This window comes from Acinetobacter suaedae, from assembly GCF_008630915.1.
Lineage (GTDB): Bacteria > Pseudomonadota > Gammaproteobacteria > Pseudomonadales > Moraxellaceae > Acinetobacter > Acinetobacter suaedae.
In genome coordinates this window covers 695,443-711,557 of record NZ_CP043909.1, presented here as the reverse complement: position 1 = coordinate 711,557, position 16,115 = coordinate 695,443, and the positions used below count along the sequence as shown (strand labels likewise).

Here is a 16,115-nt window from a genome sequence, read left to right as displayed (position 1 = left end):
CTATAATCAAACCATTATGTTCATTTTCTCCTATTTTTTTTAGCCTCTTAAATACATCAAAATTAAATTGAAACGGAGAAGATGATGAAAAAAGTTTTAGTTGCTTCACTCATGACTGCTTTTGTTTTAACTGGTTGTAATACATTTAAAGGTTTTGGACAAGATGTATCCAAAGCTGGCGATAAAGTTACTCAAACAGCTGAAAAAACACAAAATAAAATGTAATTTTACCGAAAATTTATTATCAAACCTTATCTATCCCTAGATAAGGTTTATTTTTACATACCTTTCTTGGCAATATTCCCCTATTATATCGGCTCAGATTTCACCAGATTTAGCCCATCTCGCATGAACCACTCCGATACGCTTGAACTTAGTTTACAACTCCTCCGCCAACCATCTGTAACTCCCGTTGACCATGACTGTCAAAACATCATGGCAGAACGTTTGGCAAAAATTGGTTTTAATATCGAAAAGCTCCGATTTGAAGATGTCGATAACTTATGGGCTCGTCGAGGTACAGAAAATCCGGTTTTCTGTTTTGCAGGTCATACTGATGTAGTTCCAACAGGTCACTTAGATGCGTGGAACTCTGATCCTTTTCAACCGACGATCCGTGATGGAAAACTATATGGTCGTGGCTCAGCCGACATGAAAACAGCTTTAGCTGCAATGGTTGTCGCTTCAGAACGATTTGTTGCTAAACATCCTGATCATAAAGGTTCGATTGCTTTTCTAATTACCTCTGATGAAGAAGGCCCATCGATTAATGGTACGGTTAAAGTGGTTGAAACCCTTGAAGCTCGCAATGAAAAAATGACATGGTGCTTAGTTGGGGAGCCTTCGAGTACACATCGCTTAGGTGATATTGTAAAAAATGGTCGTCGTGGTTCACTGAATGCTGTTTTGACTGTTCATGGTAAACAAGGTCATGTTGCTTACCCTCATTTGGCAGAAAACCCTATTCATCTTGCCTCTAAAGCTCTAAATGAATTGTGTGAGACTGTATGGGACAATGGTAATGAATATTTTCCAGCGACTTCATTCCAAATCTCGAATATTCAAGCAGGTACAGGTGCGACCAATGTTATTCCTGGTCACCTCAAAGTCACATTTAATTTCCGCTATTCAACTGAAGTTACTGCAGAAATCCTTCAACAACGTGTTCTAGAAATATTGGATAAACATAAATTAAATTACGATATTAGCTGGACGTTTTCAGGTTTGCCATTCCTAACCCCAGTTGGTGAGTTAGTAAATGCAGCAAAAACTGCAATTAAAAGTGTGACTGGTGTGGAAACTGTACTTTCAACCAGTGGTGGTACTTCTGATGGCCGCTTTATCGCCCCAACAGGCGCACAAGTTTTAGAGCTTGGTGTTTTAAATGCAACAATTCATCAAATTAATGAACATGTTAATGTCGATGACCTAGAACCATTAGCTGAGATTTACGAACAAATTTTAGTGCAACTACTTGCCTAAAATTATGATTTGAAAATAAAAGGAACTCAAAATAGAGTTCCTTTTATTTTATAATCCCAATTGGGTTTCTATATTTTGTAAGTTCGGAACAAAGTATCTTTTTTCACCCATTTTCACGTATTTAAAAACTTTTTGATCCTCAACATCTCCATCTTCATCCACAATCTCAGAAATACGTAAACGAATCGATTCAGGCATTTCATCACAAATAAGTGCAAAACGTTGTGAAACATCCTCTCCTTCCACAACCAATGCAACACCTTGTTCTTGTATTGGATCATGTACAGCAAATATAGGTAATTTTAAATCATGCCACTCAATATGCTCCACATTGGTAGGCGTATCCATTGCAGATAAAACAATATTTTGTGGTAGAAGCATCGGAACTTTTTGATGACACCGAATAATATAAGCATCGATAAATCCCGTAGACACCGTAATAAGATGTTGTAACTCTTGTTGATCAATTTGTCCTAATGCTGTATTAACGCTTTTCTCTATCATTTTTTGTTCACCTTAATCAGCGCACTGCAAGTAAGCTTTCAATATTTTCTAAGAGCATTTCCTCTTGGAATGGTTTACCCATATATTGGCTTACACCTAAAGATAATGCGCGCTCACGATGCTTCTCACCAGTACGAGACGTAATCATAATGATTGGTAAATCGCGATGGATTTCATGATGTCGTACAAGATTCGTCACCTCAAAGCCATCCATTCGTGGCATTTCGATATCTAGTAACATCAAATCAGGCTTCACAGTTTCAAGCTGCTCCATCGCATCAACACCATCTTTTGCTGTGACCACATCATAACCATGTCGCTCTAACAAACGTGATGTCACTTTACGTACAGTCACCGAGTCGTCAACAATCATGATCAAACGGCGCTCATCGTAACGCTGTTTGGTATAGGTTTCATCTACTTGCTTACTGCGTACAGTTGACTGAGCCTGTCTAGCCAAGTTTTGGCCATCTAAAATTAAGCAAACTTGCCCATCACCAAGAATTGTTGCTCCAGCAATCACGCCAATACTTGAGAATTGTTGGCCAACAGGTTTAACAACAATTTGACCACGAGAACCAATCAGTTGATCAACCAATAATGCCGTCATCTGACCTTGGGCACCTTTGATCAACAACACAGGCAGTGAGTGAACAATACCACTTAAACGAGGTATAGGCTGTCCAGCAACAAACTCCGATAAATAGCGTAAACGATATTCTTCTTGATCAATTTTGAAGTAATCATCTTGGCTTTCAAAATATTGCTCTAACGCCATTGGTGAGATACGAACAATACGGTCAATCTGTGCCAATGGGAACGCAAACTGTTGATCGCCCGCTTTTACCATCAAGGCATCACTTACCGCTACTGTTGTTGGTACACGAATGGTAAATGTGGTTCCCTTCCCAAAAGTCGAACTCACACTCACATGCCCGCCTAGAGCCTTAATATCACTTTGTACTACATCTAGACCTACACCACGTCCAGAAATCTGCGTTACTTGTGCCGCTGTACTAAAACCTGGGTGGAAGATAAACTGTAGAATCTCATCTTGATCAAGTTTCTGATCCTTGGTCATCAAGCCAGTTTGAATTGCTTTTTCTTTAATACGATTGACATCAATTCCTTTACCATCATCGCTGAAAGTAACAACGACATCTGTACCTTGACGGCCAATATTTAAAACAATATGTCCCGTTTCTGATTTTTTCGCTTGTAAGCGTTGTTCACGGTCTTCAATACCATGGTCAATCGCATTACGTAGCATATGCTCAAATGGTGCAACTAAACGCTCTAAAATACTACGATCTAACTCACCTTCAGTATTATTCACCACTAACTCAGTTGGGCGATTAAGTGTCGAAGCTGTTTGACGGACAATACGTTGTAAACGAGGCAACAAACGTGAGAATGGTACTAATCGTGTACGCATTAGACTTTCTTGGATTTCTGCCTGAATACGAGATTGTTGTAGTAACAAGCCTTCTGTATCACGAATCTTCTCTGATAGCGTCGTCTTAAAATCAACTAAATCTGATGCAGATTCTGCGAGAGATTTTGATAACTGATTTAAAGAAGAATATTGATCCATTTCCAATGGGTCAAAGTCTGCATAGCGTGCATCTTCACCACCATGGCGGGCGATAATCTGACTTTCTAGCTCACCTTCCATTCGTCGTAACTGATCTGCTAAACGCTTGATCGCCAATTCCATTTCCGTCAACGTACCGCCTAACTGACCTAAGTCCATTTCAATACGTGAACGGTTAATCGCATTCTCACCTGATAAATCAATCATCTTCTCAATGACTTCAGCTGAAACACGAATCATTTCATTGTTTTGTTCAATACGTTCAGTGCTTTCCCACTCACCAAACATTGATGGTGGTTCTGTGCCATCCCCTTGCACAAACTCCATTGTATATTCTGGAGTAAATATATCGCGTGCCGAAAGTTTTTGCGGCAGCTGCGCGGCTACATCGATAAACTCCATATTTTCAAGACTTTGTTTTAAGCCATCAAAATTAGCATATTGACGTTTAAAGATCGCACTATGGAGCCATGCTAACGCGGTATTCAATAAATTATCATAAACATTTGAGCTGAAATGATGTAAACCGAATTGCTCAAATGCATTTTCTAGATGGTATGCAATAACCGCGATTGCATCCAGTTCAGCCATACGTGCACCGCCTTTCAGACTATGTGCATTACGCTGAAGTTGTAATAATAAACTTCGATTACCGCGTTGTTCAAACCACTGTTTTAATAGATGTTGAGCTTGTTGTAGCAATTCTTCCGCTTCTTCGAGGAATGTTTGTTCTACTAACGAACGAACATCATCTTCTTCTACCACATTCTCAACAGCTTCCTGCTTTTGACTTGATGCAACTTCATCTTTCTCTGAATCTGAATCAGCGACTTGAATCTGTGACTCTGTCTCTGCAAAATCAATTTCTGTTTCAGCTGATAGAATCTGTTGTTCATCACTTTCGAGGGATGAGTCAACAATTTCTGAATCTGCAATGGCAAGTTCAGTTGAAATATCCTCTATCTCAGTTGCAGGCTTATAAAGCTCTACATCTACAGCCTGATCTGCATGTTGTAGCAATTGAATCACATGCGTTGAAGGATAGTCGATGTGTTGATCACGTATCACTTGAATACGATCTGCAATATCATCTTGAACAAGGCGAATAATTGCAACCAACTGAGGTGTAGCTTGGATTTGTTGATTAATCAGTTTCTCATAAATCGTTTCTAACTCATGCGCGATCAAACCGATGTGACGCGCTTGAATCATATTTGAACCGCCTTTTAAGGTGTGCAAATACCGCATCAAGTTTTTTAACGCATTTACGTTGTAACGATCCGTCGTCCATGTATTTAAATCAGCATCAATACCCACCATTAGCTCATCAGCTTCCTCAAGGAAAATATCCAAGAGATCAGGATCAAAGTCTCGATTCGATTGCTCTGATTGTAATTGTTGTTTATCCAAAGCCAATTGAGCAGCAAAACTGGTAACATCTATTGCTGGCTCGTGAACCTCTGAATGAGTTGGTATTTCTATTTCACTAGCACTATCAAAATCTACAACTTTATCAGCATCTTCTGACACAATAGATTTATCAGGCTGAACAGCCGTCATTGCCGTTGACTGCATCAAGTTAGCCAGCACTGCTAACACATGCGTAGATGGATAATCCACCTGCTGATCACGAATCGTTTGGATACGATCTGCGATATCATCCTGTACTGAGCGAATCACAGAAATAAGTAATGGCGTCGCTTGTATTTGCTGGTTGATCAGTTTTTCATAAATTGTTTCTAATTCATGCGCAATCAAACCAATATGACGCGCCTGAATCATATTTGAGCCACCTTTTAAGGTATGCAAATACCGCATTAAATTTTTAAGTGCACTCACATTTTGTAGATCAGCAACCCAAGTATTGAGATCCGCATCAATACCAACTAAAAGTTCATCAGCCTCTTCAAGGAAAATGTCCAATAAATCAGGATCGAAATCTCGATTTGATTCACTCGTAGACAGTTGTTGTTTGTCTAATGCAAACCGAGCGGCTAAATCACTTGTATCAACGACTGAATCCAATACAATTTCGGGTTCATTCAATGAAGTCTCTTGATCACGATTTGTCTCAATCGTTTCAGCTTCAAATAACTCGATATTCTGTTGAGTAAATGTACTTAGTTCATTAAGCATCCGCTCATGTTCTTTCGTCAACGTAACCCGTTGCCCTGCTGCCAATGTATCAAATAACTGAATAAACTGTTGATGAACTTGATCATATAGCTCAAATCCATACTCAAGATTAAGTAAGCTTGGCTTATAAATTAAGTCCTGATAACTTGATCTCAATAAGCTTGTATATTGATACATACCAATCGTTGCATGATGATGTGTATGCTGTAACAAAATTTCAGCTTGCTGACTGAGCTGCTGAATATATTGTGGAAACTCAGTCCTTGCACGCTGCTCAAAATCAGATTCGACATCTAACAAATCTTGAATATTGAGCTCTAATAATTGTGAAACCAATCCTTGTGGTCTTAGATTTTCACTGTGTTGCTCTTCCAACCGGAAATCATAACTGTCCCAAGCAGTATTGAAAGTCGCATGAATTTCATCAGTTTTCTGCTCTGTATCTTGCTGCCTCAAACTATATAAATAGTCACGAACAAATTGCGCATAATGGGTCAATAATGCAGTTTCATTTGAATTCGAATCCAACTCATCATGCAGTAATGTTTTGAATAAATTTTCAACTTTTGAACTAGCATCAAAAATCTGATCAATATGCGCCATTGCCGAACTTCCACGAAGTGTATGTAAGGCTCTGATTAAATGATTGTAATGCTCATTGGTCGGATGATCATTTTGTAAAAATTGATCAATTGTCGCCAAGTGCTCCTCAGCCTCTTCCAAGAAGATAGCCAAAGTTTCTTTAGCAAGTAGTTCATCTTCTGCTAGCACTTCAATTTCATTTTCTACAGATTGAGCGCCAGATTCATCTCGCTCAGCTTGAATCTCATGCTCAGCAGAAGTCGTTTCTTCAACTAATTCTAATCCCGTACTTATGTCCTCACTTATTAAATGATCAGCAAGCATCAATAAGTCAGAAAGAGCTGGTTCTACACTCTGTTGTTGTAATTGTTGTCCCAATAATACTAATGGTCGTAAGTCAATTTGATGCTTTTGAGCTGCTTTGAAATCAAGAATGAGCTTAAAGCGATAAATATTAAAAATCGCAAGCACATAACGTTGTATTTCTGCTGTGAGTGGAATAGTTCCAGCTATAACTCGATTTAGTGTATCTTCAACCGTCCACCCCAACTCACCAGAAGATTTTGCACCAACCATCCGGCCAGAACCTTTTAGCGTATGGAAATGACGGCGAATATCAGTCAACACATTCTGTTGATTCGGCTGTTCAATCCATTGAACCAATAATGGGTCTAACTCAACAAAGATTTCATCTAATTCTTCAATAAAGATCTCAAGAATTTCAGCATCTTGTTCGAGATAACTATCTTCAGGAAGCGTCATCGTTTCAACTAACGTTTTTAATATTTCTTTCATAGCGGCTTCTTTCGTTTTTATCCACCAATTGTGGGTAAAAAATACGAGTATCAATCACACAAGATGTCGTTCCATTTCGCCATCATCTTGTAAAGATATTCTACATCTCTAAAAATGGAAAGACAGACACCCCCATCTGTCTTTCCAATACTGCTGCTTATTCTGGTAACTTAAAGTCGGTTACCGATTCACGTAATGATTCAGCCATATTTGCTAACTCTGAAACCGAGCGTGCTGTATCAAACGTTGCTGTTGTCGTTTGTGAGGTAATTTCCTGTACAACATTCATCGTCGTTGCAATATGACTTGCAGATGCAGACTGAAGTTTTGCCGCATCCGAAATGCTAGCAATCAATTTTGCCAAATCACCTGATACGGTTTGAATTTCATCCAGAGCAATACCAGCATCTTTTGCCAAGTTTGCACCACGTACAACCTCAGATGTCGTTTGTTCCATCGAAATAACGGCTTCATTGGTATCTGTTTGAATAGTTTTAACCAAGCTTTCAATCTGTTTAGTTGCGGATGCAGAACGTTCAGCAAGACGTTGAACCTCATCCGCTACGACAGCGAAACCACGTCCAGCTTCACCTGCCATCGATGCTTGAATAGCAGCATTCAACGCCAAGATGTTGGTTTGATCCGCAATATCGTTAATCAACGAGACAATGTTACCAATCTCTTGAGATGATTCACCCAAACGTTTAATACGCTTAGATGTTTCTTGAATTTGCTCACGGATATGGTCCATTCCTTCTATCGAGCGGTTTACAACTTGCGCACCATTAGTTGCAATTTGTACCGAACGTTTTGCTACTTCTGCTGATTCAGATGCATTGGCAGATACTTGGTCAATTGACAATGCCATTTCATTCATTGCTGCAGACGCACCCGCAATCTCTTGAGCCTGATGTTCCGAAGCTTCTGCTAATTGGTTGGTAATACTTTGTGTATCTTGAGTATAACGCGCAACTTCTTGTGATGTATCTGTGATACGAGAAACAAGATCACGCAATTGATCAATCGCAAAGTTGATCGAGTCAGCAATTGCACCAGTGAAGTCTTCTGATACAGTCGCATATGAACGTAAATCACCATCAGCTAAGTCAGCAATCTCATCAAGTAAACGTAAAATCGCGTTTTGGTTACGGTCATATTCGTCTTGTAAACGTGTCACACGCTCTTTATCTGTATTACTACGCAATGCAAGTAACTGAAGTGCCGAGAAAACTAAGACACCTAAGGCTAGAATTAATGCAATACCAGCTAATACATTCCCCCAACCGCCTTCTGCTTTATCTGATAAAGCATTTAATGAGCTTAACAAAGCATCTGATTGAGTAAAAATTTCAGAGGATGCTTGACGAACATGGACAATTTGATTGGCATTTTTGAGAACCGTTTCAGCCGCCAACTTCAATACAGCATCATAATCCGATTTAATACTGTCAACAGACTCACGTAATTCTGGTGATCGAATACGATCAACCCCCAACTCCGAGCTTCCGTTTAATTGGGCATTTAAATAAATACCAAAGGTATCAATATCAGCACCAAAGTCATTTGCAGAAGCATTGGAATTATCTGTCCCGACCAAAACCGAGTTGATAGAGCGCAAGATACGCTCAGCAATAAACACTTGGTTTTTTGTAATAATTACCTGACTACTTGGCATATTCTCACGAACCATTTGATCAACCATCAAATTATATTCAGCCTGAATCTCAGGAATCGTTTCACTGATAGCGATATTGGTATCATAAAGCTGATTAATAATTGCTTGTTGAGAAGCAATCAAATCAATGTTTTTGGAGACATTGCTCCACAATTCATCCACCTTTTTATATTCGTCAGAACCCTTGCCATATACATTTTCAACAACTTCTAAATTCTCTGCAAATCGTTTTTCAGATGCAACCAAGTTGCTCATCGTTTCAGCAGTACCTGAGGCTGTTGCTTCAGTTGCTTGACGCGAAATCATTTGTGAAAGTAAACGCAATTCACCCAAACTACGTGTTAATTGGTTTGAACGTGGTAAGCTCACGAATAAATAAATTAAGAGGATAACTGCAAGAACCAAAGCAATTAAGGCACGATAGATAATCGGTTTTGATTTTTCAGTCTCACCAAATAAACGAGAGAACTGATCAAGTTGCGTTCGCATTTTTTCTAAAAAAACGCTGCCTTTCTTTGATCCAACACCGTCACTACCATTCTTCTTTTTAAGTTTAAAGCCCATTCCAGCTTCTCCCCTGAATACGCGTTCATCTTTCCGCAGCGTATTAAATTAGTTTATAAACTTTATTGATGCATTCATGTACTGAGGATCTTTTAATAATCGACTCAGTAAGAACACATGCCATTGTTGATTATGTTGGTGGAAATATCCCTGACAATAGTCTCTTAATTTACTGTCTAGCTCACTGGTTTGAGAAAAGAAACTCTTTTTGTTGAAGTGTTGAATTCCCAAAACCTGATCAACGACCAACCCCACATAATGGTCTTGATGGCTAATACAAATTACTTTTTGTGTTGGAGAAAACTGGCTTCGTTGACCTGAAATAAAATGAGATAAATCAGTCACTGAAAGCAATCGTCCGCGGATATTTGCCAAACCACGTACCCATGCCTGAGTATTTGGTACAGGTGTATATTTTGGGGGATAAATTACCTCTGAAATTTCCCCCAAGGGCGCAACAAAATATTGCCCTAACATCTCAAATGCGATACCAGACCAACGGCTGACTTCATTTTGAGTTGCAGTATATTGCTTGTTACCTCGCTTGGATAAACGAAGCAACTCGATAAATCCATTTGCTGCCATACTTTATCCCGTTATTGCGTCATCAAAGACCCATATTGAGCGAATTGAATTAACTTAATAATTGTTTAATTACATCAATTAGCTGCTGCTCATCAACAGGTTTAGTTAAATAGTCACTAGCCCCTTGACGCTTACCCCATACACGATCCGTCGCTTGGTCTTTGGTACTTACAATGACAACTGGAATATGTTGTGTATCTTTCGCTTTACTAATCTGACGTGTTGCCTGGAAACCATTCATTCCTGGCATAACGACATCCATCAGCACTAGATCTGGTAGCTCAGCCTGTGCCATGGTCACCCCATCAGCACCATTGGTTGCTTCCAAAACTTCATAACCATGTTTAGTTAAAATTTCTCTAAAGCGAAATGTTTCAGTAGGTGAATCATCTACAATAAGAATACGAGCCATTTTTTCCTCAATTTAAATTTTATGCGTTAACATGATTACGGATTGCGCTCAATAGCTCATCCTTACTAAATGGCTTAGTTAAATATTCATCAGACCCTACAACACGCCCTTTTGCTTGATCAAATAAACCATCTTTACTAGAAAGCATAATGACTGGAATATTTTGATAATTTAATGAGTTTTTGATCAATGCACAGGTTTGATAACCATCTAAACGCGGCATCATAATGTCCACAAAAACTATATCAGGATTTGCTTCAGCAATTTTTGATAATGCTTCAAAACCGTCAACTGCAGTAATTACTTCACAACCTTCGCGTTGTAATAAAGTCTCTGCTGTACGACGAATCGTTTTCGAATCGTCAATTACCATCACCTTTAAATTTTGAAATTTATCTTCCATTTAATTGTTCCGCCCCATTCACTCAATACAAATTATGGTTGGTTTAATTTGTTTTATACAGTTTCATATTTTTAACATATCTTTACTTGCATTATCAATGAAGTTTTTTGAACCAACCTATCAGTTTCTTAGTACAATCTTAAGTAGTTCACACTTTTAATTAAATTCCTATTTTTTTTGCATTCGAACTATTTTTAAGTGTATAAATAACCACTAATATACAACTGATTATTATTTAAAAATAAGCGACTTAGTTAGCTTTTTACAGGAGATGTAATGACTGGTTCGTTAAAGTGCGCTTTCTGCGTTAGCCACCTTAAAACGATGACTTGCACTTACATTTGCTTATGCTTTCTATTGTTGCTTATTTGTACGCCCACCTTTGCCTCTACAGATCAAACAAAAGCAGTTTGGTATCGTTATTATGATCGTAATGGCGTTGCCAACGTTAGTACATCTGTATCACCTGATCATATTCGTCATGGCTACGAAGCACTTGATCGGAACATGCAAGTGATTAAGCGTAACCAGCCATACAATGCAACTTTAGATGCCAAACAGTCAGCACAACGAGAAGCTCTTGCACGCCAAAGAGAACAAGATTTACGGTTAAAAAGAGCTTATGGCAGCGCACAAATTGCGACTGCAAAAAGAAATCAAACATTAGAAAACTTAAAAAAACAACTCAATTATCAACAAGAACAATTACAGCAGCTACAAAGTGACAAAATTCGATTTAAACGCCAAGAAATGGAATATCATCGTAAAGGTCAAACTGTCCCCCCCCAGCTTAAAAGCAATCTCACCCACAATACTCAAAACATTGAAAATGTAAAAAAGACAATTGAAAGTCTGCGCAACAGCTATCAAAAAACAGAATTTGAGTATACTGACATCATCAATAGATTAAAAAAACTTGAATAATATCAATAATAATTTCCAAAATATTATTGATATGCTCTCAATTGACAGCTTAATGATTTTAAAAATCCTTCTATTATTATACGACTTTTACTGCGCTAAACCCCTTGATTCATGTCATAATGCCGGTCAGTTCGAATGTAGGTGAACCATATGACCTACGCTAATCATTTTTAATTACACTTAACTTTAGGACAGTTTCCATGCGCGCAAGCCGCTTTTTATTTGCAACGTTAAGAGAAACCCCAAATGATGCTGAGGTTATTTCTCACCAGCTCATGTTACGTGCGGGGATGATTCGTAAACTCGCTTCTGGCTTATACTCTTGGTTGCCCATGGGAACACGTGTTTTAAAGAAAGTCGATGCGATTGTCCGTGAAGAAATGAATCGTTCAGGCGCATTAGAAGTCTTTATGCCTGTGACTCAACCTGCGGCATTATGGGAAGAATCTGGTCGTTTTGAACAATATGGCCCTGAGTTGCTTCGTTTCAAAGATCGTCACAATAACGATTTTGTGCTTGGTCCAACACATGAAGAAGTTATCACAGATTTAGCGCGTAATGAGTTAAAGAGTTATAAACAACTCCCTCTAAACTTCTATCAAATCCAAACTAAATTTCGTGATGAGATTCGTCCACGTTTCGGCGTAATGCGTTCTCGTGAATTCATTATGAAAGACGCTTACTCTTTCCATGCAACTCAAGAATCATTACAAGAAACATATGATGTAATGTATGACACTTATAGTCGTATCTTTAGCCGCCTCGGATTAGACTTCCGTCCTGTACAAGCAGACACGGGTTCCATCGGCGGCTCAGCATCCCATGAATTTCACGTACTTGCTGCAAGCGGTGAAGATGATATCGCCTTTTCAACTGAATCAGATTACGCAGCCAACGTTGAAATGGCAGAAGCTATTTTGGTAGGTGAACGCGCCGCTGCAACCCAAAATTTTGCTTTAGTCGATACACCAAATCAAAAAACCATTGCAGATGTCTGCCAATTCCTCAATGCTGATGCAAAACAATCTGTAAAAGCGTTACTCGTACAAGGTAACGTTGATGAAGCTGGTAATACACCAATCATTGCACTGTTTCTACGTGGTGATCATGAATTGAATGAAATCAAAGCAGAGAAACACCCTTTGATTGCAGCACCTTTAACTTTTGCAACTGAAGAACAATTACAACAATATGGTTTAACGGCAGGTTTCTGTGGCCCGCAAGGTTTAGTTGAAAAGGGCTTAACTGTGATCGTAGATCGTGCTGCATCTGTATTATCTGATTTCATTGCTGGTGCAAATGAAGTTGATAAACACGCGACTGGTGTCAACTGGGATCGTGATGCAAAATTCACAGAAGTTTATGACCTTCGTAATGTAGTTGAAGGTGATCCATCTCCTGATGGTAAAGGCACTTTACAAATTAAGCGCGGTATCGAAGTGGGGCATATTTTCCAACTTGGTACAAAATACTCAGAGGCTTTGGGTTGTAAAGTACTTGGTGAAGATGGCAAACCATTTACCGTGACTATGGGGTGTTATGGTATTGGAGTAACTCGTGTTGTTGCAGCAGCAATCGAACAAAACTTCGATGAGAAAGGGATTATTTGGCCTCAAGCAATCGCACCATTCGATGTTGCAATTGTTCCAATGAATGCGCACAAATCACCACGTACCGTAGAAGCTGCTGAAGCACTTTATGCTGAACTAAAAGCACAAGGTTATGATGTGTTACTTGATGACCGTAATGAGCGTCCAGGCGTTAAATTCTCTGATCTTGAACTGATGGGCATCCCACATCGTATTGTGATCGGTGAAAAAGGATTAGATGCAGGCACTTTTGAATACAAAGGTCGTCGTGATGCAGAGGCAAGCAATCTCAATAAAGAAGAGTTATTCGCAAAACTTGTTCGCTAATCTGACTTTAATTCAAGATGTAAAAAGCCGTTTCATTGAAACGGCTTTTTATTTAAACGTTAAACAGTGGAATCCTTAATAGTTTCCGATGAACCATTATTTTTAACCGATTCAATTCCTTTATCACGCGACTGTTCACTTGCATACAATTGACTCGTACCAATAATCTGATGATTAGCTGCTTTAAGGTTAAAATAAGGCTTATCGTTTTTAGAGGTTAAACGTTCATAACGCGCCTCATCTGAGCTATTCTTTTGCACAGATGCAATACCATTCATCGCTGAGGCCTTTGCCTTGTACAACTCACTCGTTAAAATCACTTCACCATTACCGGCTTTCAAAACAAAACGGTATTGACCATCACTTGCTTGGCTCACTTCAAACCACCCTGCCATAAACACCTCTTTTTCTAATATTTAGGTTCATCTTATTGTTCAATACAATATAGAACAGCGTAGAACCACATTCGCTTATTTTTTGTTCTTTTTTAGTAATTCACTTCACAATAAAAAAGGAGCATTTAAATGCTCCCTTACCACATCAGAAAATAAATCAAACTTTTTTCACAAACTCAGATTTAAGTTTCATTGCTCCTACACCATCAATTTTACAATCAATATTATGACCATCACTTGCATCCGGCACTAAACGAATACTTTTGACTTTTGTTCCAACTTTAACAACTGAAGATGAACCTTTGATTTTCAAATCTTTTACGACCGTTACACTATCGCCATCTGCTAAAACGTTGCCATTTGCATCTTTAATAATTTCTTCTACTTCCACAGCCTGATTCTCACCTTCTTTCCATTCATGTGAGCATTCAGGGCAAATTAATAAATCGCCATCTTGATAAGTATATTCTGATTGGCATTGTGGACAATTTGGAAAAGACATAAAAAAATCTCAAAAAGGCTATTATGAGCCATAGTTGCTATTTTTCAAAACTTTAAACTTCAATCATTTTTTCATATACATCATTATGAAAACCTCTCCGCAAATTGATCCTAGATTGTTTAACTCGAAAATGCTGTCGAATTGTTTATTTTCTTCTGCTATTACACTTAATAATCTCATCAACAGATCAATGATTCGTACTTCTTACTCATCTGGAATATTCGCTTCGACCAATAAACTTAATAGATATAATGATTCTTGCCAACCTAAATAACATGCTTCAACAGGGATCGCATCAGGTATACCTTCTTGAGTGATATAAACCTCAGTTCCTACCATGACTTGTTTCATTTCGATCGTGACTTGAATATCTCCAGCTAGATTTGGATCATCAAATTTATCAGTGTAACGAAGTAATTCATTTGGAATAAGCTCAAGATAAGTGCCACTGAATGAGTGTACTTGGCCCGTTGAAAAGTTTGTAAATGAGATCTTATATGTTCCGCCTTTTTGCGGATCTAAATGGTGAACTTTGGCCGTAAATCCATGGGGTGCCATCCATTTAACTAAAGCATCTGGATCTAGAAAAGCTTTAAAGACTCGTTCTGAAGGTGCACTAAACACTCGATGTAATTTCACTGTACCTGTCATTTTTATTCTCCAATCTCACTGTTATTCTCTTCTGTAGGCTACTCATCACAATTGTTTCACAAAGATGATGCAACCAATTATTCATTTCAGCATGAATCACAACATTCAAAAGCTGCTTTTTTGTGAAAAATGGCGCAAAATAATATCCCTTATTTTTACGATCAGAATGCAGCTTTAGGATTGATCTATGAACCAACTTGCTTTTACTGCTTTTAGCTTAAATGGTGTAGATGCACAAAAATTCTTACAAGGTCAAGTTACTGTTCATGTTGAACGATTGACTGAGAATGAAAGCCGTTATACTGCAATTTGTGACTTAAAGGGACGTATCCACTTTGGTCTATGGCTCAAAAAAATAAACTCTGAAAGTTTTGAGCTGGTGACAACACAGGATCAAGCAGAAGAGTTTGCCAAACATATTCGTAAGTTCGGTGCATTCTCTAAAATGAAATTAGAAGAAATTGGTCAAGTTTTTCCAACTGTAAATGGTATTCAAACTGAGTTTTCTAAATCTGAAACCGATATCAATGCGTGGCAAATTCAAGCAATTCAATCTGGACAAGCATGGATTACTCAAACCACTGAACATCTATTCCAACCTCAAGAGCTGCGTCTACATCAACGTGAAGGTGTGCACTTTGATAAAGGTTGTTATCTCGGGCAAGAAATTGTGGCTCGCCTTTGGTTTAAGGCTAAACCGAAACATTGGTTACATTTAATTCAGGGTAAAGAGACAACACCTGCCCCTGCAACACAGCTCAACAAAGATGTTGAGGTAGTCAATAGTATTGCTTTTGAAGATGGTTATATCGCACTTGTGGTAGCAAAACCAACTGCTCTAGAGGAGCTTGATTTGACAGTGTTAGACTTGCCAGAAGCACTAAGTGGTGATGTGGCGAGACCAAGTTAATCTATTGTTAAAAACAGGACTGTAAGCTAAAATTCAAAACTCATGTGTTATCGCGGCTGCTGAACCCGATTAATTCATGAGTTTT

At 38.5% G+C, this 16,115-nt stretch carries 13 protein-coding genes and 2 pseudogenes; 5 read left to right on the top strand and 10 right to left on the bottom strand.

The features are described 5' to 3' along the window. Positions 1-81 precede the first annotated feature (81 nt). Together F2A31_RS03380 and dapE are read left to right on the top strand one after the other, a co-directional pair. Positions 82-225 carry an entericidin A/B family lipoprotein gene (locus F2A31_RS03380; RefSeq protein WP_171490551.1) on the top strand — a complete coding sequence of 48 codons (144 nt, stop codon included), beginning with the start codon at positions 82-84 and terminating at the stop codon, positions 223-225. Between the two features lie 123 nt (positions 226-348). Continuing rightward, a complete protein-coding gene (dapE, locus tag F2A31_RS03375) occupies positions 349-1,482 on the top strand; it encodes a succinyl-diaminopimelate desuccinylase (protein WP_150025171.1) in 1,134 nt (377 codons plus the stop codon). Between the two features lie 48 nt (positions 1,483-1,530). Here dapE and F2A31_RS03370 read toward each other — a convergent pair whose 3' ends face one another. The 7 genes and pseudogenes from F2A31_RS03370 to pilG all read right to left on the bottom strand — a co-directional run bounded on the left by F2A31_RS03370 (position 1,531) and on the right by pilG (position 10,732). Then, a complete protein-coding gene (locus tag F2A31_RS03370) occupies positions 1,531-1,986 on the bottom strand; it encodes a hypothetical protein (RefSeq protein ID WP_150025170.1) in 456 nt (151 codons plus the stop codon). A gap of 16 nt (positions 1,987-2,002) precedes the next feature. After that, positions 2,003-4,336, bottom strand: a pseudogene (locus F2A31_RS15965) (hybrid sensor histidine kinase/response regulator); the annotation flags it as partial. Positions 4,337-4,573: 237 nt separating this feature from the next. After that, positions 4,574-7,093, bottom strand: a pseudogene (locus F2A31_RS15960) (Hpt domain-containing protein); the annotation flags it as partial. 157 nt (positions 7,094-7,250) lie between these two features. After that, a complete protein-coding gene (locus F2A31_RS03360) occupies positions 7,251-9,332 on the bottom strand; it encodes a methyl-accepting chemotaxis protein (RefSeq protein ID WP_150025168.1) in 2,082 nt (693 codons plus the stop codon). A 48-nt stretch (positions 9,333-9,380) separates the two neighbouring features. Next, the gene (locus tag F2A31_RS03355; RefSeq protein WP_150025167.1) at positions 9,381-9,917 is read right to left on the bottom strand and encodes a chemotaxis protein CheW; all 537 of its coding nucleotides are present in this window, start codon (positions 9,915-9,917) and stop codon (positions 9,381-9,383) included. A 49-nt stretch (positions 9,918-9,966) separates the two neighbouring features. Then, positions 9,967-10,329 (bottom strand): response regulator, encoded by a 363-nt coding sequence (locus F2A31_RS03350; RefSeq protein WP_004640626.1) that lies wholly within the window; start codon positions 10,327-10,329, stop codon positions 9,967-9,969. A gap of 19 nt (positions 10,330-10,348) precedes the next feature. Then, positions 10,349-10,732 carry a twitching motility response regulator PilG gene (pilG, locus tag F2A31_RS03345; protein ID WP_150025166.1) on the bottom strand — a complete coding sequence of 128 codons (384 nt, stop codon included), beginning with the start codon at positions 10,730-10,732 and terminating at the stop codon, positions 10,349-10,351. A gap of 276 nt (positions 10,733-11,008) precedes the next feature. Here pilG and F2A31_RS03340 point away from each other — a divergent pair, with 276 nt between their 5' ends. After that, positions 11,009-11,656 carry a hypothetical protein gene (locus F2A31_RS03340; RefSeq protein WP_150025165.1) on the top strand — a complete coding sequence of 216 codons (648 nt, stop codon included), beginning with the start codon at positions 11,009-11,011 and terminating at the stop codon, positions 11,654-11,656. Between the two features lie 200 nt (positions 11,657-11,856). Then, positions 11,857-13,572, top strand: coding sequence for a proline--tRNA ligase (locus F2A31_RS03335; protein ID WP_150025163.1), 1,716 nt, complete (start codon positions 11,857-11,859; stop codon positions 13,570-13,572). 59 nt (positions 13,573-13,631) lie between these two features. Here the strand turns inward: F2A31_RS03335 and F2A31_RS03330 are convergent, their stop codons facing one another. The 3 genes from F2A31_RS03330 to F2A31_RS03320 form a co-directional block, all read right to left on the bottom strand. Next, on the bottom strand, positions 13,632-13,967 hold the full coding sequence (locus F2A31_RS03330; protein ID WP_150025162.1) for a YegP family protein: 336 nt from the start codon (positions 13,965-13,967) through the stop codon (positions 13,632-13,634). Between the two features lie 157 nt (positions 13,968-14,124). Next, positions 14,125-14,469 (bottom strand): zinc ribbon domain-containing protein YjdM, encoded by a 345-nt coding sequence (locus tag F2A31_RS03325; RefSeq protein ID WP_150025161.1) that lies wholly within the window; start codon positions 14,467-14,469, stop codon positions 14,125-14,127. Positions 14,470-14,673: 204 nt separating this feature from the next. After that, a complete protein-coding gene (locus F2A31_RS03320) occupies positions 14,674-15,120 on the bottom strand; it encodes an SRPBCC family protein (protein ID WP_150025160.1) in 447 nt (148 codons plus the stop codon). A 187-nt stretch (positions 15,121-15,307) separates the two neighbouring features. On the opposite strand from F2A31_RS03320, the gene ygfZ reads away from it, so the two are divergent. Continuing rightward, positions 15,308-16,030: a CAF17-like 4Fe-4S cluster assembly/insertion protein YgfZ gene (ygfZ, locus tag F2A31_RS03315; protein WP_150025159.1), complete on the top strand. Its 723-nt coding sequence runs from the start codon at positions 15,308-15,310 to the stop codon at positions 16,028-16,030. Positions 16,031-16,115: the final 85 nt, after the last annotated feature.